Raw genomic sequence first — 19766 nt, 5'->3', positions numbered from 1 at the left:
TGCGACTCCCTGCTTCTTGTGCTGCCAAGCATGGAGGATCACCGGACCGTGCCCGATGGTGTCCAGGATAGGCAAGGCGGCGGCCGTCCCGCCGCGCCGCGCGAGGCGATCCTGTCGCACGCGCGGACGCTGGGGCTGGACGCGGCGGCCATCACCCGCGCGGCGTTGCCCGAGTCCGCGCGTCGCGACCTGGGCCTGTTCCTGGACCAGGGCCGGCACGGCGAGATGGCCTGGATGGAAACCACCCGCGCGCGGCGCGGCGACCCGCGCGTGCTGTGGCCGGAGGCGGTGTCCATCGTGACCCTGGGCCTGAACTACGGCCCCGGGGCGACCGATCCCCTACAGGGCTTGGCGCACCGCGACCGGGGCGTGATCAGCGTCTATGCCCACGGCAAGGACTACCACGACGTTTTCAAGAGCCGGGCCAAGGCCCTGGCGCGCTGGATCCATGGGACCTTCGAGGCCGAGGTGAAGGTGTTCGTCGACACCGCCCCGGTGATGGAAAAGCCACTGGCGGCGCGGGCCGGCCTGGGCTGGACCGGCAAGCATACCAATCTTGTCTCGCGGCGGTTCGGATCGTGGCTGTTCCTGGCCGAGGTGTTCACCACGCTGGACCTTGCCCCGGACTCGCCGCACGCCGACCTGTGCGGGACCTGCCGCCGGTGTCTGGACGCGTGCCCGACCGGCGCCATCCGGCCCGACGACCCGTATCGGATCGACGCGCGGCGGTGCATCAGCTACCTGACCATCGAGCACAAGGGGCCGATCCCGCGCGAGCTTCGGCCGCACATGGGCAACCGGATTTACGGGTGCGAAGACTGTGTGGCGGTCTGTCCGTGGAACCGGTTCGCGGTGCCCACGCGGCATGAGGGCCTGCTGCCCCGCGTTGAACTGACGGCGCCGCGTCTGGCCGACTTGGTGGCCCTGGACGACGCGCGGTTCCGCGCGCTGTTCGCCGGCTCGCCCATCAAGCGCACGGGGCGCGACCGGTTCGTGCGCAATGTGCTGATCGCGCTTGGCAACAGCGACCGCCCGGACCTGGTCGAGACGGTCCTGCCCCTGCTGGACGATCCGGCGCCGCTGGTCCGGGGCGCGGCGGTGTGGGCGGTGCGGCGCCTGGAGCTCGACGTGGGGCGGCTGAGCGCCTTGCGGGCGCGGTCCGAGGCCACCGAATCGGTGCCGGAGGTCCAGGCCGAATGGGAGGGCTCGGTAACGGAATGTCTTGCAGGGCCGGGCCAGGCGACATAATATGCCAAAAATCGTTGTCTCCCTGAAATCATCAGGGTTGTTGTGCGGCCCCGGCATCCCCATACTCCCGCTATCACAGGGGTCCAGACAGAGCACTCTGACCGCCGACCGTCGTTCCCCCCGTCGTGAACCCGTCGTGAAGGAGACGCTCCCATGCTGAAGACTGCTACGATTGCCTTTGCCGCGACCCTGTTCGCCTCGTCCGCCGCCCTGGCGTGCAGCGGCTGGAAGTCCGCCGACACCGCCGGCAAGCCGATCACCACCGCGCAGGCCGACACCGGGTCACAGAGCACCACCGCGCCCTGGGCTTCGGGTACGTCCAACGAGTAATCGCGGCCGACTGAGCCACACACATGTGGTCCCGAGGAGCAATCCTCGGGGCCGGAAACAAGACGGCGGGCGCCAGAGTGTCCGCCGTCTTTGCATTCGGCGACGTTGACTCGAAAAAGCTCCTACCCGCCATCCTCCGGCGCGGTCGCACGGCCAGCCGGGCGGCGCAGCAAGGCGAGCACGCTGTTGACGGCGATGGCTCCGACCACCAGCGCCCCGCCGACCAGGGTCAGGGGCGGTGGCACCTCGCCGACGCCGACCCAGGCCCACACCGGCCCCAGAACCGTCTCGATCAAGGCCAGCAACGCCACCTCCGCCGCCGGAATGTAGCGCGCGCCGCTGGTGTACAGCGACAAGGCGAGCGGCGTGACCACCAGCCCCATGGTCATGATCACGATCATGTCCCCGGTCGTGACCGACCAAGGGTCGCAGATCGGCAGCACCGCCACGGCACTGAACAGGCTTCCCAGCGCCACCACCGGGACCGTGTCGCGGTCCCCCGCCTTGCGCAGCAGCACGAGCGCCGCCCCCATGGCCAGCGGAATCCCCAGGGCCACCAGATCGCCGGCCAGCGTGCCGCCTCCCAGGCCCACGGAACCGGACATGATGATGACCACGCCCAGGAAGGACAGGGCGATCGCGACCCAGGTCCGCGTCCGAACGCGCTCGCCGATCAGGGCCAGGCCGATCAGGGCGCTGAACAGGGGCAGGGTGGCCAGCACGACCAGCGTGTTGGCCACCGACGTCATTGTCATGGCGGTGACGAAGGCGATGTTCGACACGCCGATCATGGCCGAGGCCAACAGGCCGGTGGTGCCCATCTCCCGCACGTGCCGCACCACCCGGGGGCCGCGTCGGGCGGCCAGGACGGCGAACAGAATGATCGCCGCCAGCAGGGTGCGCCAGAACACGATCTGAAAGGCATCCGCCTCTTGCACCAGCTTGACCAACAAGCCGTCCGGGCTGATGACCAGCATCCCGGCGGCGGACAGCAAAAGGCCTTTCAGGTACAGGGGCATCGGGCAAGACCGTCCGGCATGAAGGGGGAGGGGCGAAGACGCTTCCGACCGGCTTTACCACGCCCCGGCGTGGGCCGGGAAGCGTGGGGCCACCGGCGGCGCTTGTGTCTTCGGGGCGGCAATGGCAAAAAGGCACAGTTCTTTCAGGGCGATCCTGTGGTCGCCGGCTGTCGTGCGCGCCCTCGCGAGGCTCCTGACCGATGACCATTCTGTTCTGCAGCGAGGTCGATTGCGCCGACACGTATCGACGCACCATCGCCGAGCATCTGCCGGACACGCCGTTTCGCGCCTGGCCGGACGCGGGGCCGGCCGAGGCCGTGCGATACGGCCTGGTGTGGAAGCCGCCCCAGGGTCTGCTGGGCTCCCTGCCGAATCTCAAGGCCGTGTTCAACCTGGGCGCCGGGGTCGACGCCCTGATGGCCGAGACCGAGGTGCCCGCCCATGTGCCCCTCTTCCGGCTGAGCGATGCCGGCATGGCGGCGCAGATGGTGGAATGGGTGTTGCACGGGGTCCTGCGCTTCCATCGCCGCTTTGACGTCTACGAGGCGGCGCAGGCGGACGGCCGCTGGGCGCCCGTTCCGCCCAGGCTGGCGTCTCAGGTCCGGGTCGGCGTGATGGGGCTGGGGGCTCTGGGCGGTGTCGTGGCGGCGCGTCTGGCGGACCTGGGCTACGCCGTGCGGGGCTGGAGCCGGACCCCGCGTTCGGTGGCCGGGGTCGAGGGATTCCATGGGCGGGACGCCTTGCCGGCCTTCCTGGAGGGGACGGAGATCCTCGTCTGCCTGCTGCCCCTGACGCCGGAAACCCGGGGCCTGCTGAACAGGGAGACCCTGTCACGTCTGGCACCGGGGGCGGCCGTCATCAATGCCGCGCGCGGCGCCCATGTGGTGGACTCTGACCTTCTGGCTTTGCTCGACTCCGGCCACATTCGGGGCGCGCAGCTTGATGTGTTCGACCCGGAGCCGTTGCCGCCCGAGCATCCGTTCTGGGCGCATCCGAAGGTGCGCCTGACACCGCACGTCGCCGCCGTCACGCTGGCCGGGCCGGCCTGCGCGCAGATCGCTGAAACCATCCGCCGCCTGGAGCGGGGTGAGACCCCCGACAGCGCGGTGGACCGCACCGCAGGGTACTGAACACATCATGGAAAACGCGACGACTCGTGGGCTTCTTGACGGCCCGTTCTACTTCTTGCGGCATGGCGAGAGCACGACCAATGCCATGGACCTGGTGGCCGGCCTGACCGATGCCCATCTGTCGGAGCGTGGTCAACGGCAGGCCATCGACGCGGCCGAGCAGGTGCGGGCCATTCCGCTGGCGAGTGTGATCGTGACCGGGTTGTATCGCACGCACCAGAGCGCGGTGCCGATCCTGGAGCAGAAGGGACTGACGCCGTTCGTCGAACCGGGCCTGAACGAACGCGACTGGGGCGAGTTGGAAGGCCGGCCGCTCAGCGAGCGTCCAAGCACCTTCTACAACCCGCCGGGGGGTGAAACCTGGGAAGACTTCGCCGCGCGCATCTGGCGGGCGGCGCAGTGGGTTCGGGTGCCGGCGCCGACCCTCTTGCTCGCGCACTCGGGAACCTTCCGGGCGCTCCTGTACGGCATGGGGTTCGGCAAGGTGCGGCCGCAACTGGGCAACTCGGTGGTGGTCGAGTTCCAGCCGGTGGATCCGCCGCCGGCGGAGGGACCGGCCTGGAGAGTCGTCGATCTGTCGGGCAAGCCCATGACCATCACGCCCCTGAAGGAGGACCAGGCGACATGACCGATCCTGGACAGTCCGGCCGGCGCGGGCCAAACCCCCCCCAGGTCAGCAGCCTCGTGCTGGCGACGATGATTGTCTCGTGGTTTCTGTGGCCCGGTCCTGTGCTGGTGCCCTGGCCGTGGACCCTGGTGGGTGCCCTCGTGATGGCGGCGGGGCTGGCCTTCGCGGGGTGGGCCGTGCTGCGTTTTCAGCGTGTGGGCACGAACGTCCACCCACACGGAGAGGCGACCGTCCTGGTCACCGACGGTCCGTTCGCGCGGTCCCGCAATCCCATGTACCTGTCGATCGTGATCACGTTCGTCGGCGTGGCCATCCTGATGGGCACGGTCACACCCTGGGTGGGACCGGTGATCATGGCGGTCTGGCTTGATTGGTTCATCCGCCGGGAAGAGCGCCACCTGCTCGACGCCTTCGGTGGTGACTACGACTCCTACCGCTCTCGCGTGCGGCGCTGGATCTGACCGTCCAGGCACTGTCACCAAGCCCGGCTCGCGTGTCGCGAGTCGGGCGCCGTGCCGTTCGTGGCCTCAGACAAAGGTCTCGCCGCTGGTCCGCTGGGGCGCGGGGGCCACTTCGGGCCCCGAGTCCGTCGCCGAGTCCGTCGCCGAGTCTGGGGTCTGACGCAGCCCGAGGGCGAGATTGCGGTTTATGCTGATCATAATATCCAGATCGGCCGGATCGCCCGATCGTAGGGCTTTTGATGTCTGTTTATCAACGAAAATACTGAGGCTCATGATATTCGCTTTGATGGGATTTGGTAGTTTATTGTTAGCATCCGTGATATCTGCCTGAAGGATGGTCCAGAACAGGTGATTGAAGCGAAGGGCCTGTTCAAAAGACGTTTTGTCTTCAGGGCTTTTCTTCGCGTCTTCCATCATGACCGCCGCTTTCGTGAAGGCCATGGCCTCCGCTTCTCGCGGCGTCATCTCGCGCCTTTGCGCGTTCTGGTAGGCCTTCAGTGACTCGTTCGCCATCGTTCGTCAACTCCGCTTCGTATTCGATGAGCTTTTTGCAGATCTTGAGGGCCTTGTAGTAGTCACCTTCGATGATCCGCTTTGACATATCCACAGACAGATTGACGCCCCGCTCATCAACGGACATCTCGATCATGTGGCGTAGTAGGGGCTGGTAGAAATCATGAAACGAAACCTCGCTCGAAGGATCAAGATACATGTTGAGGATGATGTAGTAGATCTGTTTTGCTGGCGTGTCAGCGTCTTCCTCGTTTAGAAGATCCTTCTGACGAACGACAGGCACCCTGTTGTGGATCACGAGCTCTGACTTGCTCTGTCCATTTGAAATCACGGCGCTGCCAATGATCACTTTCTCATTGGGCTTCAACGTTATCTTTAGAGGCATGGTACCGCACGCTGGTTGACAGAACGTTACCGGGCTTTCCCACGTCGCTGACGCAAGCCGGGAAAAAAGTATGCACCATCGCACCGGGTCTCGCCATAGCGACCCAGCGGCGGCGGCGCGACGATGCCTGGACGACGCCGGGTACGGTGCCCTAAGACGGAGCTCTCGCCTCGTTCACCAGCGTCCCGATCCCATGGTTTTCCGTTCGACCGCCGCCGGTCAGCCTCAACCGCCCGCCCGTTCCTACTACGCCGACACGGCGGCACCGTGGCCGGCGCGTCCGGCCCTTGATGGCGACCCCGCCGCTGACGTGTGCGTGATCGGGGCCGGCATGTCCGGTTTGTGTGCCGCCCTGTTCCTCGCCGCCCGAGGGTACGCGGTGCGGGTGCTGGAGCAGCACGCCACCGGGTTCGGCGCCTCCGGCCGGAGCGGCGGGCAGCTCATCGCCGGATTCGCGGCCGGCATGGACGCCGTGCGCGCCCAGTTGCCCTCGACCGAGGCGCAAGTTTACTGGGACCTGGGAACCGAGGCTGTAACCCTGGTCAAGGACCTCATCCACCAACACACCATCGCCTGCGACTTCACGCCGGGATACATCGAGGTGGCGCTCAAGGCGCGCCATGTTGCCGAACTGGAGGAGTCGGCGGCGGACTGGGCGCGCCTGGGATACCGGGGTTTGGAACTCTGGGACCAGGCCACCACGCGCCAACGGGTGGCCAGCGATCGCTATGTGGGGGCGGTGTACGATCCGGGTGGCGGTCACCTTCATCCATTGAACTACACGCTTGGGCTGGCGACGGCGGCGGAACGCGCTGGGGCCGTCATCCACGAATCCACGCCGATGCTGGACTTCGAGGAGACGGCGGACGGCGTGACGGTGCGAACGCCGCAGGGGCGCGTGCGGGCGCGCTGGCTGATCCTGTGCGGCAATGCCTACCTGTGGCGCACCGTGCCGGCCATCGGCGCGCGCATCATGCCGGTGGGCACGTACATCATCGGCACGGCCCCCCTGGGCGAGGCGCGGGCGCGCGCCCTGATCCCGGGCAACGAAGCCGTCTCCGACACCAATTTCGTGCTTAACTACTTCCGCCTGTCCGCCGACCATCGCCTGCTGTTCGGCGGGCGGGTCAGTTACTCGCGAGTCGAGCCGGCGAGTGTGGCCCAGGCCATGCGGCGCACCATGCTGTGGACGTTTCCCGACCTGCGGGATGTGCCGGTGGAGTACGCGTGGGGGGGCTATGTGGCCATCACGGTCAACAGGTTGCCGCACTTCGGCCGGCTGGGGCGGCGAACGCTGTTCGCCCAGGGGTTTTCGGGGCATGGCGTTGGCTTGACCAGTCTCGCCGGCCAGGTGATGGCCGAGGTCGTCGCCGGCCAGGAGGAACGGTTCGACCTGCTCGCCCGCATCCGCCATCTGCCCTTTCCGGGCGGGCGCCTGCTGCGGACGCCGTTGTTGGTGGCGGCGACGATGGTGCATCGCATCCGGGATTGGTTGTAGCGCTCTTTCTTGGACGCCCTGTCATACCAGCCGACGAAAAGGCTGACCTTTTCGGAGGCTGGCCGGCGCGACTGCGCCGGCGCCGCGAAGCGGCGGAGCCGCGCGCCCCGAAGGGGCGCTGCGGCGACAAAGTCAAAGACTCCGCATCGTCGGCGCCCCGAAGTGACCCTGGCCGGACGAGTCATTCCTATCGTCGCCCGGTATTATACCAAGGGACGGAAACCGTGACACGTTTCCCAGACCGTCGACACGCCACCTTGGGAGATCCCTCGCGTCCTGACGGACGCTTCGGGATGACGGATAAGTTTATAAAAAACAAAAACATACGTCATCCCGAGCGAGCGACAGCGAGCCGAGGGATCTCCCGCCTCGGCACCGCGCCCGGCGTATGGGGACGAGTCATTCCTATCGTCGTCCGGTATCACGCCACGATCACGGCGACGCTGTCCTCGTAGTCGTCTTCCAGCGGGCGCCGCTCCGGAATCATGCGCAGCGCTTCCAGGCCCGCCGACAGCGCCAGCGACAGGGAGTCATCCTCCATCGCGATGTCGTGGTCACCGTCCAGCGAGTCGATGGACACGATCGCCCCCCGCGTCCGCACCACACCGTCCAGGCACGCCAGCCAGTCGGGCGGGGCCGCTCGCCAGGGCACGATTCCGGGGTCGTCCGTGTCCTCGTTCGGATCAAGGAAGGCTTCGACGTTGCGGGCCGCCTCGCGCAGGGCCGGCACAAAAACCTCCGGGCGCGGATCGTCCACGCCACCCATCCGATCGTCCAGCCGTCGCATCGCTGCCGGCAGGGGGCTTTCGCCTTCGCTGTCGAGAACCACCAGCCGTGGCAGGCGCTTCAGGCCGCCGACCAGGAAGGCCTCGGACAGGCCCGTGATCACGGCGGAGGGCAGGGCACCGCCATGCGCCGGCACCATCACGAGACCAATCGTTTGGTCCTGGGCGTCGGCCGCCTCGGCGATGTCGAAGGCCAGCGTCGCCAGACCCTCGCGGGCCGGCAGGGCATGGGCGCCGTAGGCCGTGAACGGCAGGGCGCCGCCACGCAAGGCCTGATGGAACCGTGCCCGGCAGGCGGCCCCCGTCTCGGCCTCGGCCTCCAGGACCTCGACGCGCGCGGCGGTCAGAAAGCCCAGAAGCTCGCGCGGGCAGGGGTCGGGCACCACCACCTGCAACGGCCGCTCGGACAACTGCGCCAGAACCACGGCCGTGCGGACCATGTCCGGTTCGCCCAGGGTAACCAGCGGCGCGGTCCGCGCCCGGCCCGTCAGCGCCCGGTGACCCGCCGCCTCCAGCACCGCCAGGTGGAGCAGGATCGACAGCAGGCCGCGCGTCGGCCATGGCAGGATCGGGCTTGTGGCGTCCAGGCGGGAGACGGGCACCGTCAGGTCCGCCGTGTCGGTCGGAACCTCCGCCATGTCGGCCATCAGCAGGGGTTCGCCCAGCAACTCGGCGGCCGCCTGCGTCAGTCTCTCGGCGATCTCGGTGTACTGGCTGTCTTCCAGGCCCAGACGGCGGCCGACATGATAGGACGTCATCATGGTGCGGTAGCGCACGAACGGATTGCGGTCGGTGCTGTTGGGAAAGCCCAGGCGCGGGCCGTCGAGGAACCGGTGCAGCACATGGTCCATGCCATCGTCGGACAGCGCGGCCGGGCAGCGGAACCCCAGCGAAGCGGTCGGATCGACGGGCGTGCCGCAGGCGGCACACGAGATGTCGGTGGCAACCCCGGTTGGGCCGTAGTCGGTGGGTGGGATCATATCCGGGACGCTCCGTGCTATCCGGCGAGGTGCTCGATCAGACGACGCATGAAGACCGTGCCGGCCCGCACCTGGTCCAGCGTGATGGATTCGTTCGGCTGATGGGCCTGGGCCATCGACCCCGGACCACACATGACGGTGGGGAACCCGGCGTCCTGGAACAGGCCGGCCTCGGCGGCGAAGGCGACGGCGCCCAGGCCGTTGTCGCCGGTCAGCGCCCGCGCCAGCCGTTCCGCCTCGGAGTCGGGAACATGGCGCATGGCGGGCACCGACGCCAGGATGGTGGTGGCAATGCGGGCCTCCGGCGCCGCCCGTTGCATGTCCGCCTCCAGCCGGGCGGCCTGGGCCAGGAACGCCTGTCGCAGGACGGCCGGGTCGTCGCCCGGAACGGCGCGCACGGTCCAGATGAAGGTACAGGTCTTGGAAATGATGTTGTGCGCCGTGCCGCCCTCGATCACGTCGCAGGTGATGGTCGTCCAGGGCGGGTCGAACGGGCAGTCGGGACTCGGCCCGGCCGCCCGCTCTGCCGCGCGCCGCGACAGCCAGTGCACCAGGGTGGCGGCGTTCATGACGGCGCTGGCGCCGTGGTGGGGCATACTGGAATGAACCTCGCGCCCGGTGACCGTGGTGCGGATGACGTCGATCCCCTTGGTCGTGCCGACGATCCGCATGTCCGTCGGTTCGCCGACGATGACCGCCTGGGGCGTCGGCACGGTCCGTTTCATCTCCTGGATCATGGCGGGGGCGCCGAAACACCCGACCTCCTCGTCGTATGACAGGGCCAGGTGGATCGGGCGTTTCAGTCCGGCCGCCAGCATCTCCGGCACCAGGGCCAGGGCAATCGCCGGAAAGCTCTTCATGTCGGCCGTGCCGCGCCCGACCAGGCGGCCGTCGCGCTCCGTCAGCGTGAACGGATCGCTGTCCCAGGCCTGATCATCCACCGGCACGACATCGGTGTGCCCGCTCAGCACGACCCCGCCTGGCACAGCCGGTCCGATGGTGGCGAAGAGATTGGCCTTGGTGCCGTCGGCGTTGGGAACCAGGGTGGCCGCGACGCCCTGGGCGGCCAAGTGGTCCCGCACGAAATGGATCAGCGGCAGGTTGGAGTCGCGCGACGTGGTGTCGAAGCCCACGAGGTGGCGAATCATCTCCACACAGGGCTGAATGTCGTCGGTCGCGCTGGCCGACGCGGCCGGTCCTTGGGCCATGAGGCGGCTCCCGGGGGTACGGGGGATGGAGCCAAGAACCTGGGACCTGCCGCGCCGCGACGCAAGCGGTCGTTTCGCGCGCGCGCCGCCGCGACCGCGGGATTGTCGGGGGGGCATCGGTCAGGGCGTGGTTGCTCCGGCGCGGGCGGGCTGGCTATAACCGCCCGGCGGTCGGACCGGCCGCCCGAACAGCCTGGAGTCGCCCGTGAGTGTTGCCAGCATGACCGGATTTGCCCGGTCGCAAGGGTCTATCGACGGTCCCCTGGGTGGGGTCTGGACGTGGGAGGTGCGTAGCGTCAACGGGCGCGGCCTCGACGTGCGGGTCCGTTTGCCGCAAGGCTGCGAGTCGCTCGACGGGCCGGCGCGGGCGGCGGCGGGACGGGTGCTGACGCGGGGCAGCGTGACCATGGCCTTGTCGCTGGACACAGCCCGCGACTCCGCAGTGCCGACCATCAACCGGGATCTCCTGGACTCCCTGGCCGGCGTGGCGGACGAGGTGGCGCGACACTTTCCGACATTGGCCCCGGCCCGTGTGGATGGCTTGATGGCGTTGCGCGGCGTGCTGGAGGTGGGCGAGCAGAAACCGGTCGGCCCGGAGGCGGAGGCCTTGCGGGCGGAGCGCGATGCGGCCTTGTTGCAAGGGCTCGATGTGGCCCTGTCGGCCCTGGTGGCGGCGCGAGCCGAGGAGGGCGCGCGGTTGGACCCGGTCCTGCGCGAGAACCTCGCGCGGATCGCGGGCTTGCGCGATCGCGCGGCGGCCTTGGCGTCGGCCCAGCCGGAGGCGCTGCGCGAACGCCTGCGCGGGCAGGTGCAGGCCCTGCTGGAGGCGTGGCCGGCGCCGCCCGGCGCCGCCTTCGAGGAGCGGCTGGTGCAGGAGGCCGCCATTCTGGCCACCAAGGCCGACGTGCGCGAGGAGTTGGACCGTCTGGCGGCGCACGGGCAGGCGGCGCTCGACCTGTTGGCCGCCGAGGGCGCGGTCGGGCGGCGGCTGGACTTCCTCTGCCAGGAGTTCAACCGCGAGGCCAACACGCTGTGTTCCAAGGCGTCCGAGGCCGAGATGACCGCCATCGGCCTGGAGCTGAAGGCCACCATCGACCAGTTCCGCGAGCAGGTTCAGAACATCGAGTAGGCCGCCATGACCGCATTGACCGCCGGAGCTGCCTTGAACGTCGATCACACCGGCCGGCCGATCCGCCGGCGCGGCCTGATGCTGGTCCTGTCCTCGCCCTCAGGCGCCGGCAAGTCGACCATCAGCCGGGCGTTGTTGGCGGACGATCCCGAGTTGCGGCTGTCGGTCTCGGTGACCACACGACCGAAGCGGGCGGCGGAGGTGGACGGGCGCGACTACCATTTCATCTCTCTCGAACGGTACCGGGAGATGGTGGAGCGGGACGAACTCCTGGAACACGCGCGCGTGTTCGACAACCATTACGGAACGCCTCGCCAGCAGGTCGAGAATGAACTCAGCGCCGGCCGCGACGTGCTGTTCGACATCGACTGGCAGGGCACGCAGCAACTGGCCGACAAGGTGGCGCGCGATCTTGTGCGGGTGTTCATCCTGCCGCCCTCGACCGAGGAACTGGAACGCCGCCTGCGCGCCCGCGCACAGGACCCGGAGGACGTGGTGCAACGGCGCATGGCCAAGGCGGCCGACGAGATGAGCCATTGGGCGGAGTACGACTACATCGTCGTCAACACGGATGTCGATCAGGCCATCGCCCGGGTCAAGGCCATCCTCACCGCCGAACGCCTGCGCCGCGACCGCCAGATCGGCATGGTCGATTTCGTCAATGCGATGCGGGGGGAAGAGTAGGGCGCGGCTCAATCGTCCACGTACCGGGCCACGTTCAGAATGTCCTCGACCGGAATCTGTTCCGCCCGGTGGGTGGGGTCGATGCCGCAGGCGGCGCAGATGGCCTCGGGGTCGCCGAGAGCCTTCAGCGGCACCCGCACCATCTTGCGGCGCTGGCCGAACAGGGTGGCGGTCGCCCGCTCGACGGCGCCGATCGGCACGTCGAGCAGCGGTTCGGGCCGGGGCGTCAGGCGTACCACGGCCGAGTTCACCTTGGGCGGGGGCGTAAAGGCGCGCGGGTTGACGTCGAACAGCGGCTTGGCCTCGCACAGCCATTGCGTGATGACCGATAGCCGGCTGTAGCCGCGCAAGCCCGGGCGCGCCCACAGGCGATCCGCGACCTCCTTCTGGAACATCAGCACCAGCAGATCGAACGCCTGGATGGTGTGCAGCCAGCGCAGCAGCAACGCGGTGGAGATATTGTAGGGCAGGTTGGCCACCACCCGGCGCGGTCGCTCGCCCAGGGTGGTCATATCCTGCTCCAGCGCATCGCCCTCGATGATGGACAACTGGCCGGGAAAGGCGGCACCCAGCTCTTCCAGCGCGGCGACGCAGCGGCGGTCCTTCTCGATCGCCACCACCCGCGCGCCCTGCTCCAGCAGCGCCCGCGTCAGCCCGCCCGGCCCGGGACCGACCTCGATCACCGTGCCGGTGGTCAGGTCGCCGGCGGCGCGGGCGATGCGACGCGTCAGGTTCAGGTCGAGAAGGAAATGCTGCCCCAGCGCCTTGCGGGCGTCGAGCCCGTGGCGGGCGATGACCTCACGCAAGGGCGGCAGGTCGGGCGCCTTTACGTCCGTCATGGCGCGGTGGCGCCACGGCGCGCGGCCATGACGGCCGCCATGCGCAACGCGGCGATCAGGCTCATGGGGTTGGCGCGGCCCTGGCCGGCGATGTCGAACGCCGTGCCATGGTCGGGCGAGGTGCGCACGAACGGCAGGCCCAGCGTGACGTTCACCCCGCCGGCGAAGTCGATGGTCTTGAGCGGGATCAGCGCCTGGTCATGGTACATGCACAGCACCGCGTCGTAGCCGGCGCGGGCGCCGGCATGAAACAGGGTATCGGCGGGCGATGGGTCGAAGACGGCCAGCCCCTCGGCTCGCAGGAGATCCACCGCCGGCTGGATGATCCGGGTTTCCTCGTCGCCCATGCGCCCGTGCTCGCCGGCGTGCGGATTGAGCGCGGCCACCGCCAGCCGGGGCGCGGCGAGGCCGAAATCGCGCGCCAGGGCCCGGGCGGTGACGCGGCCGGCGTCGACGATGGCCTCGGTGGTCAGCGTGGCGGCAACCCGCGACAGCGGAATGTGAACGGTGATCGGCACCACTCGCAGGCCGGGGCAGGCGAGCATCATCACCGCCCGGCCCTCGCCGCCCGCCAGTTCGGCCAGGAACTCGGTGTGACCGGGAAAGACAAACCCGGCGCCTTGCAGCACGTCCTTGTTGATGGGGTTGGTGACGACGGCTGCGCACTCGCCCTGTCGGACCAGGGTCACCGCCTCGGCGATGCCGTCGCGCACCGCGCCGGCGTTCGCGGGGTCGGGCCGACCCGGCTCGACCGGAACGGGCAAGGGCCGATGGAGCACCGGCAGTGCCTCGGCGAACCGAGGCAGGGCCTCGCGCGGATGGTCCACGCGCGCCACCGGGACGGACCAGCCGAGTCGGCGCGCCATCGCCTCGATCCGGTCGACGTCGTCGAGCAGCACGAACGGGGGCACGGCGCTGTCGCGCCGCCGGGTCCAGGCGGCCAGGGTGATCTCGGCGCCGACGCCGGCCGGCTCGCCCATGGTCAGGGCCAGAGGGGGGGACGTGGAGGCAGCTGGAGCGGCGGGCATGGCGGGGCTGTCCGGTCAGATGCGGATATCGATCAGCGCCTGCTGGCGTAAGGTGCGCAAATGGCGGTTGGCAATGGCGTCCAGGCGTTCCTGATACAGCCGTTCGCGGATGTCTTCCCGGGTCGGCATTCCACCCGGCACCTCGCGGTCGCAGACCATCAGGATCAACTCGCCGTTCGGGGTGCGCAGCGGCTCGGATGCCTGGTTTTCGCCCAGGCCCAGCAGAATGTCGCGCATCGGTCCTTGCAGGCGCGCCACCGGGACCGACCCGACCGCGCCGGAGTTGGGCACGTCCATCTCCTCGGCCAAGGCGTTCAGGTCCTCGCACGTTTCGACGTTCTGGCGCACCACGGTCTTGATTTCCTCACGCGTGGCCCGCGAAAGAGCCTTCGGACCCCTGGAGGGAAGCGCCAACTGGCTGATGCTCAGCCGGGCGGCGTCGGGGTCCGGTTCGGCGGTCCGGCGCCGGTCAAGCATGTGCAGGATGTGGAAGCCGCCGACCGTGCGGATCGGGTCGGACACGCTATCCTCGGGCATCCCCTGCAGGGCCTGTTCCAGGGCGGTGTCCAGGTCGCCCTGCCGGACCCAGCCCAGCTGGCCGCCCTTGGCCGCCGAGGGGCTTTGCGAGAACTGGCGGGCGAGCGGCGGGAACGCCGCGCCCTCGCGCAACTGCGCGACCAGCCGCTCGGCGTTCTGGCGGATGCGGGCCTCTTCGGTCGGATTGTCCACCGGCAGATAGATCTCGTTGACCAGGTACTCCGGTTTGCCGCGCGCCGCCTGCAGCCGGTTCATGACGATGTCGACCTGCTCGTCGGTGATGTCCACCTGGCTGGCGAACAGGACCCGTATGCTCTTGATCCAGGCGACTTCGGCGCGGATCTGGCGCAGGGCCGACTCTCGGTCCACGCCCGTGGCCTGGATGAAGTCCTCGAATCCGCCCGGAGGAATGCGGTTCTGCTGTTCGACCTGCCGCACCGCCCGGGTCATTTCCTCTTCCGTCACAGTCTGGTCGAGGCGTTGCGCTTCCTGGAGCTTCAGGGTCTCGTCGATCAGGGCGCGCAGGACCTGATCGCGGATGCGCGCGCGGGTTTCTGTCGTATCGGGCATTCCGGCCGAGGCGATCAGGATGTCGCTCCTAGCCTCGATGTCATAGACGGAGATGATGTCGTCGTTCACCACCGCCGCGATCCGCAACACCATGTCGGCCGCCGGCTGGGCCTGGGCCGGGAGCGCAGGGGCCAGCAGGGGCGCCACCAGGGCCATGAACAAGGCGACCGTGATCGACAAACAGGCCCGGTGGACGGCACTCCGGGATCGGCTCAACACCGCGTTCACGCCCATCAACACAACTCCTAGAAACTGATCTCACCCAACGTCTTCAGTGTCATACGCAAAACCAGGCTCTGTCCCTCGTCCTCGCCGCTGACCTCGTTGTAGTTGGATGTGTAATCAAGCGCCAGCGCGAGGCACTCGTCCTCGTAGGTCAGGCCGCCCCAAAGGTCCACCGTCTGGTTCCTGGCGAGATTGTAGCGGCCGCCGGCGTAGGCGCTCCAGTATCGGCTGAACGCCGTGTTCACCGAGGCGACCACTTCCTCGCGGTCGGGGATGCCGCTGTCGTAGACGTCCCCTGCCTCACCGACCCGGACATAGGTGCCGCCGATGGACAGGACCGGCGGTCCCGCCCGGAAGCCCAGGACGGTCCTGTTCGGCGTCAGATCGTCCCTGTCCAGCCGGAAATGGTAGAACAGGTCCAGGTAGGGGTGCGGCCGCACGTCGAGGCTGCCGACGAAATCCGAAAGCCCCTGGCCATAGCCGGCGCTGGACAGAAGAAAATCGGACTCGAACGGCCGCCAAGCCTGGCCGAACTGGACGGCGACCGATCCGTTATCGGCGTCGAGGTAGGTCCAACGCAGACCGTAGTTGACCGAAAGGCCGTCGTCCACCCGGTCGCGCCCCCCCGTGCGGTCGCCGGTGAACAGGTTGACGTGGGTCAACTGCGGGTCCTGGCTGTCCTCGTTGGGGATGCGCTTGGTGTTGAGGTCGGGCGGGGCCATGGCGACGGTGACGATGGGCTCCAGGATCTGGCGATGGTTGGGCGCCACCCGAACCATCGGATACCGCAGGCGCATCCGCGCCGACGGATAGACCCGGGCCACCGAGCCATCGTAGCCGGACCCGGGCACGCCATCGGTCTGGTTGGCGTCGTCGACGACGTACAGGTCGCTGTTAAGGAACGCATTCACGTCATAGGCAAGGCCCCCGTTCAGTGTGCCGGCCCGGGTCCACCCGACCGAACCGGAGACCCGCGTGCTGCTGGCCCCGTCCTCGCGGTGGATGCCCTGCACGCTGCCGTTCAACGCCATCCGCCCGCCCAGCATCACGGGCTCGCTGGCGTAGTCGTAGGTGACCAGGGGCAGGACGATCGGGTTGGCGTCGTCGTCGTAATCGACCCGCGTATCGTCGAACGAGAAGGCCTCGGCGGCGGCGTAGTTCCGGCCCGAGAAGGCCTCGACATAGGCGTGGTTGGTCAGCCAGTCGGGATTGGGGAAGTCATAGCGGTCCAGATACCCGTCGAACGTGGCCACCGCGCTGTCGAAGCCGGCGCGCCAGACGTCATTGATGTGCCAGCGGCCCCGGCTGGTCAGGTGGCCCGACAGGCCCTCCGCGCCATCGTTGGTCAGGCTGCCGTCAAGATAGAGCTCGCCGCTGCCGAATCGCAGACGGTATTCCGGGTGCAACAGCCACGCCTCCTCGGACATGGCGCGCACGCGCAGGGTGGTGTCCTGCTGATCGTCGATGACGACGTAATAGGGGACCTCGGTCCAGTAGCCCATGGTGTCGTCCACCCCGAACGTCGGCGCCAGAACGCCGGTGCGCCGGTAGACCGTGGGGTCGGGCTGGGTCAGATACGGCGTGTAGGCCACCGGAACGCCGAACAGCTCCAGCGTGGCGTCGCGATAGATGATGTCGCGCGCCACTTCGTCATGCGTGACGTGCGCGGCGCGGATCTGCCACAGGGGCCGCTGGCGCTCGCGGGTGCCGGCTTGGTTGCCGCTCAGTGTCGGCCAGGGCGATCCTTCGTCGGTCGGGCATGTGTCGCAGGCCGTGTACACCCCTTTCCAGAAGTCCTTGCGTTCGCCGGCCGTGCGGGTGGCATAGACGGCGGTGATGCGCGAGCGATCGGCCAGCAACACCGACATGTCGCGGACGAACCCGTCGCGGAAATCGGCCGACAACTCGACATAGTTGGCGAAGTATGTGGTGCCGTCGGCCTCCACCACGCGCACGTTGCCGTTGGCGGTCAGGGTGTCGGTGCGTTCGTTGTAGGACACCGCGTCGGCCATGACCACGCGCTCGCCGTTGGTCAGTTCCACGTTGCCGCGCGCCCGGTAGAGACCCAGGTCGCGTTCGTAGCGCAGTTCGTCGGCCCGAATCAGGGTCGCCGGATCGGTGGGAGCGGTGTCTGGTGGCGCCGCCGCTGGCGGGGTCTCGGGCGCCGGGGATGAGACGGAGGGCGCCAGCGCCGGCGCGGGATCGACGGCTTGCAGCGAATCCACCACTGGGCGCAACCGAGGCGTCGGTACGGCCGGTGACACGGGGGTGTGCAGGCGCGGCAGCGTCGGCAGGGTGTCGCGGGCGTCTGTGCCGGACGGAACCGGGTTCAGGCGCACCTCCGGCGCCGCCGCCGACGGCGCCGCCAAACCGCCGAGCACACCGCCGGAGACGGCGCCGCTGGCGGTCGGGTCCGATGCGCCGAGGTCGAAATCACGGAACCCCTCGCCGGTCCCGGCGAGGTCTCGGGCGCTGAGGGCCAGGGCCGGTGACGCACTCCACACCACAACAACGCACATGGCCGCCAGACCCGCCAAGACCCTGGCACACGGTGTCCCGCTTCCGTCGCCGTACACGCCTCGCACCACCCCGCGCGACCCCCTCATCCGTCATCACAGCGTGCGGGAGTATAGGCGCGAATCCCCCGCGGAGCCCAAGCGTTTTCAGCCCGTCCCCCGGCGGTCGGGACACGGCGTCCGCGGCGTGGCACAAAAGAGACCCCGGGGCAGCACGCCCCGGGGCCAGTCGGAGTTAGGAACGCGCCCAAAAGGGCGGGGAGGGCAACCCGGCGCCCCCGGGTCGAGGGGACGCCGGGCCGACCATTCGGACGACCGCTTACAGGATGGACTGCGAGCCGCGGCCGAATTCGGGGTAGGCCTCCAGGCCCAGTTCCGCCTTGTCGAGGCCGATCGTTTCTTCCTCTTCGGAGACCCGGATGCCCATCGCCATCTTGAGCACGAACCAGATGACGAAGCTGACCACGAAGACGAAGGCGCCGATGGAGACAATGCCGAGGATCTGCGAGCCGAAGTTGGTGCCGCTGTTGGTCAGCGGGACGGCCAGCGTGCCCCAGACGCCGCACACCAAGTGGACCGGGATGGCGCCGACCACGTCGTCGATCTTCAGCTTGTCCAGCAGCGGCACGGTCAGGACCACCAGCACGCCACCAATGCCGCCGATCAGGACCGCCATCATCGGCGACGGCGTAAGCGGCTCGGCGGTGATGGAGACCAGGCCGCCCAACGCGCCGTTCAACGCCATGGTCAGGTCGACCTTGCCGTAAATCGCCTGGGTGACGAGGATGGCCACGACCACGCCGGCGGCGGCGGCCAGGTTGGTGTTCATGTAGATGGTGGCGATGGAGATGGCGTCGGCGGCGCTGCCCAGGGCCAGCTGCGAGCCGCCGTTGAAGCCGAACCAGCCCAGCCACAGAATGAAGGTGCCGAGGGTCGCCAGCGGCAGGTTGGCGCCCGGGATCGGGTGCACCTTGCCGTCGGCGCCGTACTTGCCGGTGCGCGCGCCCAGCAGGATCGCGCCGGCCAGCGCGGCCCAGCCGCCCACCGAGTGCACCAGCGTCGACCCGGCGAAGTCGCTGAAGCCGGCCTCGGCCAGCCAGCCGCCGCCCCACTGCCACGCGCCCTGGATCGGGTAGATGACGCCGGTCAGGCAGACGATGAAGATCAGGAACGGCCACAGCTTGATGCGCTCGGCCAGGGTGCCGGAGACGATCGACGCGGCGGTGGCCACGAACACCATCTGGAAGAACCAGTCGGACGCGGCCGCATAGCCGGAGGCATCACCCTCGAAGGCGCCGTCGACGATGGGGTCGCTGGCGCTCCAGGGGCCGGGGATGCCGAAGAACCCACCGTCAACGCCGTTGTACATCAGATTGTAGCCGATGACCCAGTACATCAGGCCGCTGATGGAATACAGCGCGATGTTCTTGGTCATCTGCATGGTGGTGTTCTTGCCGCGCACCAAGCCACCTTCGAGCATGGCGAAGCCGGCGGCCATCCACATCACCAGGAAGCCGTGCACAAGGAACGAGAACGAGTTGAAAATAAAGGACGTCTCCGGTGCAACCGGCAGGGCGGCCTCGGCGGCGTCCTGGGCGAGCGCGGGTTCGGCCATCGCCGCGGCGATCACGGCGGCGCTGGCGGCGAGCGCGAGCTGTGTTTTGGTGCGAATCATCGGTTTCGGTCCTCCTACAGGGCGTCAGCGTCGGTTTCACCGGTGCGGATGCGCACCGACTTCTCCACGTCCAGGACAAAGACCTTGCCGTCGCCGATCTTGTCGGTGCGCGCCGAGTTCTGGATGGCCTCGATCACGCGCTCGACCATGTCGTCCGCCACGACGATCTCGATCTTCACCTTGGGAAGGAAGTTCACTTGGTATTCGGCGCCCCGATAGATCTCGGTCTGGCCTTTCTGTCGTCCGAAGCCCTTGACCTCGGAGACCGTCAGCCCTTGGATCTCCAGCGCGCTGAGGGCCTCGCGGACCTCGTCGAGCTTGAAGGGCTTGATGATCGCCATGATCAACTTCATAGCCTGTACCCCCAATCAACCAGAT

General features: G+C 68.4%; 19 protein-coding genes. 8 read left to right on the top strand and 11 right to left on the bottom strand.

The genetic code is table 11. From position 1 onward, the window contains the following. Nucleotides 1-48: 48 nt before the first annotated feature. Nucleotides 49-1248 carry a tRNA epoxyqueuosine(34) reductase QueG gene (gene queG, locus Q0309_RS14815; protein ID WP_299442775.1) on the top strand — a complete coding sequence of 400 codons (1200 nt, stop codon included), beginning with the start codon at nucleotides 49-51 and terminating at the stop codon, nucleotides 1246-1248. A 153-nt stretch (nucleotides 1249-1401) separates the two neighbouring features. Next, nucleotides 1402-1578 carry a hypothetical protein gene (locus Q0309_RS14810; RefSeq protein ID WP_299442772.1) on the top strand — a complete coding sequence of 59 codons (177 nt, stop codon included), beginning with the start codon at nucleotides 1402-1404 and terminating at the stop codon, nucleotides 1576-1578. A gap of 122 nt (nucleotides 1579-1700) precedes the next feature. Here the strand turns inward: Q0309_RS14810 and Q0309_RS14805 are convergent, their stop codons facing one another. Continuing rightward, nucleotides 1701-2597 carry a DMT family transporter gene (locus Q0309_RS14805; protein ID WP_299442769.1) on the bottom strand — a complete coding sequence of 299 codons (897 nt, stop codon included), beginning with the start codon at nucleotides 2595-2597 and terminating at the stop codon, nucleotides 1701-1703. Nucleotides 2598-2797: 200 nt separating this feature from the next. Between Q0309_RS14805 and Q0309_RS14800 the strand changes: the two genes are divergently transcribed. From Q0309_RS14800 to Q0309_RS14790, 3 genes are read left to right on the top strand one after another with little or no spacing between them, the layout of a single operon-like run. Continuing rightward, nucleotides 2798-3727 carry a glyoxylate/hydroxypyruvate reductase A gene (locus Q0309_RS14800; RefSeq protein WP_299442766.1) on the top strand — a complete coding sequence of 310 codons (930 nt, stop codon included), beginning with the start codon at nucleotides 2798-2800 and terminating at the stop codon, nucleotides 3725-3727. A 7-nt stretch (nucleotides 3728-3734) separates the two neighbouring features. Beyond that, a complete protein-coding gene (locus Q0309_RS14795) occupies nucleotides 3735-4355 on the top strand; it encodes a histidine phosphatase family protein (protein WP_299442763.1) in 621 nt (206 codons plus the stop codon). Further along, nucleotides 4352-4816 (top strand): isoprenylcysteine carboxylmethyltransferase family protein, encoded by a 465-nt coding sequence (locus tag Q0309_RS14790; RefSeq protein ID WP_299442760.1) that lies wholly within the window; start codon nucleotides 4352-4354, stop codon nucleotides 4814-4816. Before Q0309_RS14795 ends, Q0309_RS14790 begins: the two co-directional genes overlap by 4 nt. Before the next feature lie 66 nt (nucleotides 4817-4882). Here Q0309_RS14790 and Q0309_RS14785 read toward each other — a convergent pair whose 3' ends face one another. Continuing rightward, nucleotides 4883-5257: a flagellar biosynthesis regulator FlaF gene (locus Q0309_RS14785; RefSeq protein WP_299442757.1), complete on the bottom strand. Its 375-nt coding sequence runs from the start codon at nucleotides 5255-5257 to the stop codon at nucleotides 4883-4885. Continuing rightward, on the bottom strand, nucleotides 5205-5714 hold the full coding sequence (locus tag Q0309_RS14780) for a flagellar biosynthesis repressor FlbT (protein WP_299442754.1): 510 nt from the start codon (nucleotides 5712-5714) through the stop codon (nucleotides 5205-5207). Before Q0309_RS14780 ends, Q0309_RS14785 begins: the two co-directional genes overlap by 53 nt. A gap of 193 nt (nucleotides 5715-5907) precedes the next feature. Here Q0309_RS14780 and Q0309_RS14775 point away from each other — a divergent pair, with 193 nt between their 5' ends. Beyond that, nucleotides 5908-7212: an FAD-binding oxidoreductase gene (locus tag Q0309_RS14775; RefSeq protein WP_299442751.1), complete on the top strand. Its 1305-nt coding sequence runs from the start codon at nucleotides 5908-5910 to the stop codon at nucleotides 7210-7212. A gap of 421 nt (nucleotides 7213-7633) precedes the next feature. On the opposite strand, the gene Q0309_RS14770 is transcribed toward Q0309_RS14775, so the two are convergent. Both Q0309_RS14770 and argE read right to left on the bottom strand, forming a co-directional pair. Beyond that, the gene (locus tag Q0309_RS14770; RefSeq protein ID WP_299442748.1) at nucleotides 7634-8977 is read right to left on the bottom strand and encodes a hypothetical protein; all 1344 of its coding nucleotides are present in this window, start codon (nucleotides 8975-8977) and stop codon (nucleotides 7634-7636) included. Nucleotides 8978-8994: 17 nt separating this feature from the next. Further along, nucleotides 8995-10185 (bottom strand): acetylornithine deacetylase, encoded by a 1191-nt coding sequence (gene argE, locus Q0309_RS14765; RefSeq protein WP_299442745.1) that lies wholly within the window; start codon nucleotides 10183-10185, stop codon nucleotides 8995-8997. Between the two features lie 220 nt (nucleotides 10186-10405). Between argE and Q0309_RS14760 the strand changes: the two genes are divergently transcribed. Continuing rightward, nucleotides 10406-11314: a YicC/YloC family endoribonuclease gene (locus Q0309_RS14760; RefSeq protein WP_299442742.1), complete on the top strand. Its 909-nt coding sequence runs from the start codon at nucleotides 10406-10408 to the stop codon at nucleotides 11312-11314. Between the two features lie 6 nt (nucleotides 11315-11320). After that, the gene (gene gmk / locus Q0309_RS14755; protein WP_299442739.1) at nucleotides 11321-11998 is read left to right on the top strand and encodes a guanylate kinase; all 678 of its coding nucleotides are present in this window, start codon (nucleotides 11321-11323) and stop codon (nucleotides 11996-11998) included. Nucleotides 11999-12006: 8 nt separating this feature from the next. On the opposite strand, the gene rsmA is transcribed toward gmk, so the two are convergent. The 6 genes from rsmA to Q0309_RS14725 form a co-directional block, all read right to left on the bottom strand. Next, a complete protein-coding gene (rsmA, locus tag Q0309_RS14750) occupies nucleotides 12007-12837 on the bottom strand; it encodes a 16S rRNA (adenine(1518)-N(6)/adenine(1519)-N(6))-dimethyltransferase RsmA (RefSeq protein WP_299442736.1) in 831 nt (276 codons plus the stop codon). Beyond that, on the bottom strand, nucleotides 12834-13865 hold the full coding sequence (gene pdxA / locus Q0309_RS14745; RefSeq protein WP_299442733.1) for a 4-hydroxythreonine-4-phosphate dehydrogenase PdxA: 1032 nt from the start codon (nucleotides 13863-13865) through the stop codon (nucleotides 12834-12836). Before pdxA ends, rsmA begins: the two co-directional genes overlap by 4 nt. Before the next feature lie 15 nt (nucleotides 13866-13880). Next, complete coding sequence (locus Q0309_RS14740; RefSeq protein WP_299442730.1) at nucleotides 13881-15206, bottom strand: peptidylprolyl isomerase; 1326 nt, start codon at nucleotides 15204-15206, stop codon at nucleotides 13881-13883. A gap of 11 nt (nucleotides 15207-15217) precedes the next feature. Then, on the bottom strand, nucleotides 15218-17716 hold the full coding sequence (lptD, locus tag Q0309_RS14735) for an LPS assembly protein LptD (protein WP_299442728.1): 2499 nt from the start codon (nucleotides 17714-17716) through the stop codon (nucleotides 15218-15220). 316 nt (nucleotides 17717-18032) lie between these two features. Further along, nucleotides 18033-19388, bottom strand: coding sequence for an ammonium transporter (locus Q0309_RS14730; protein WP_299442725.1), 1356 nt, complete (start codon nucleotides 19386-19388; stop codon nucleotides 18033-18035). A gap of 14 nt (nucleotides 19389-19402) precedes the next feature. Further along, nucleotides 19403-19741 (bottom strand): P-II family nitrogen regulator, encoded by a 339-nt coding sequence (locus Q0309_RS14725; RefSeq protein WP_299442722.1) that lies wholly within the window; start codon nucleotides 19739-19741, stop codon nucleotides 19403-19405. Nucleotides 19742-19766 lie beyond the last annotated feature (25 nt).

Source organism: uncultured Rhodospira sp. (assembly GCF_937138205.1).
GTDB lineage: Bacteria > Pseudomonadota > Alphaproteobacteria > Rhodospirillales > Rhodospirillaceae > Rhodospira.
Note: the sequence above shows the minus strand (reverse complement) of the source record. Positions and strands in the feature narration are given on the sequence as shown.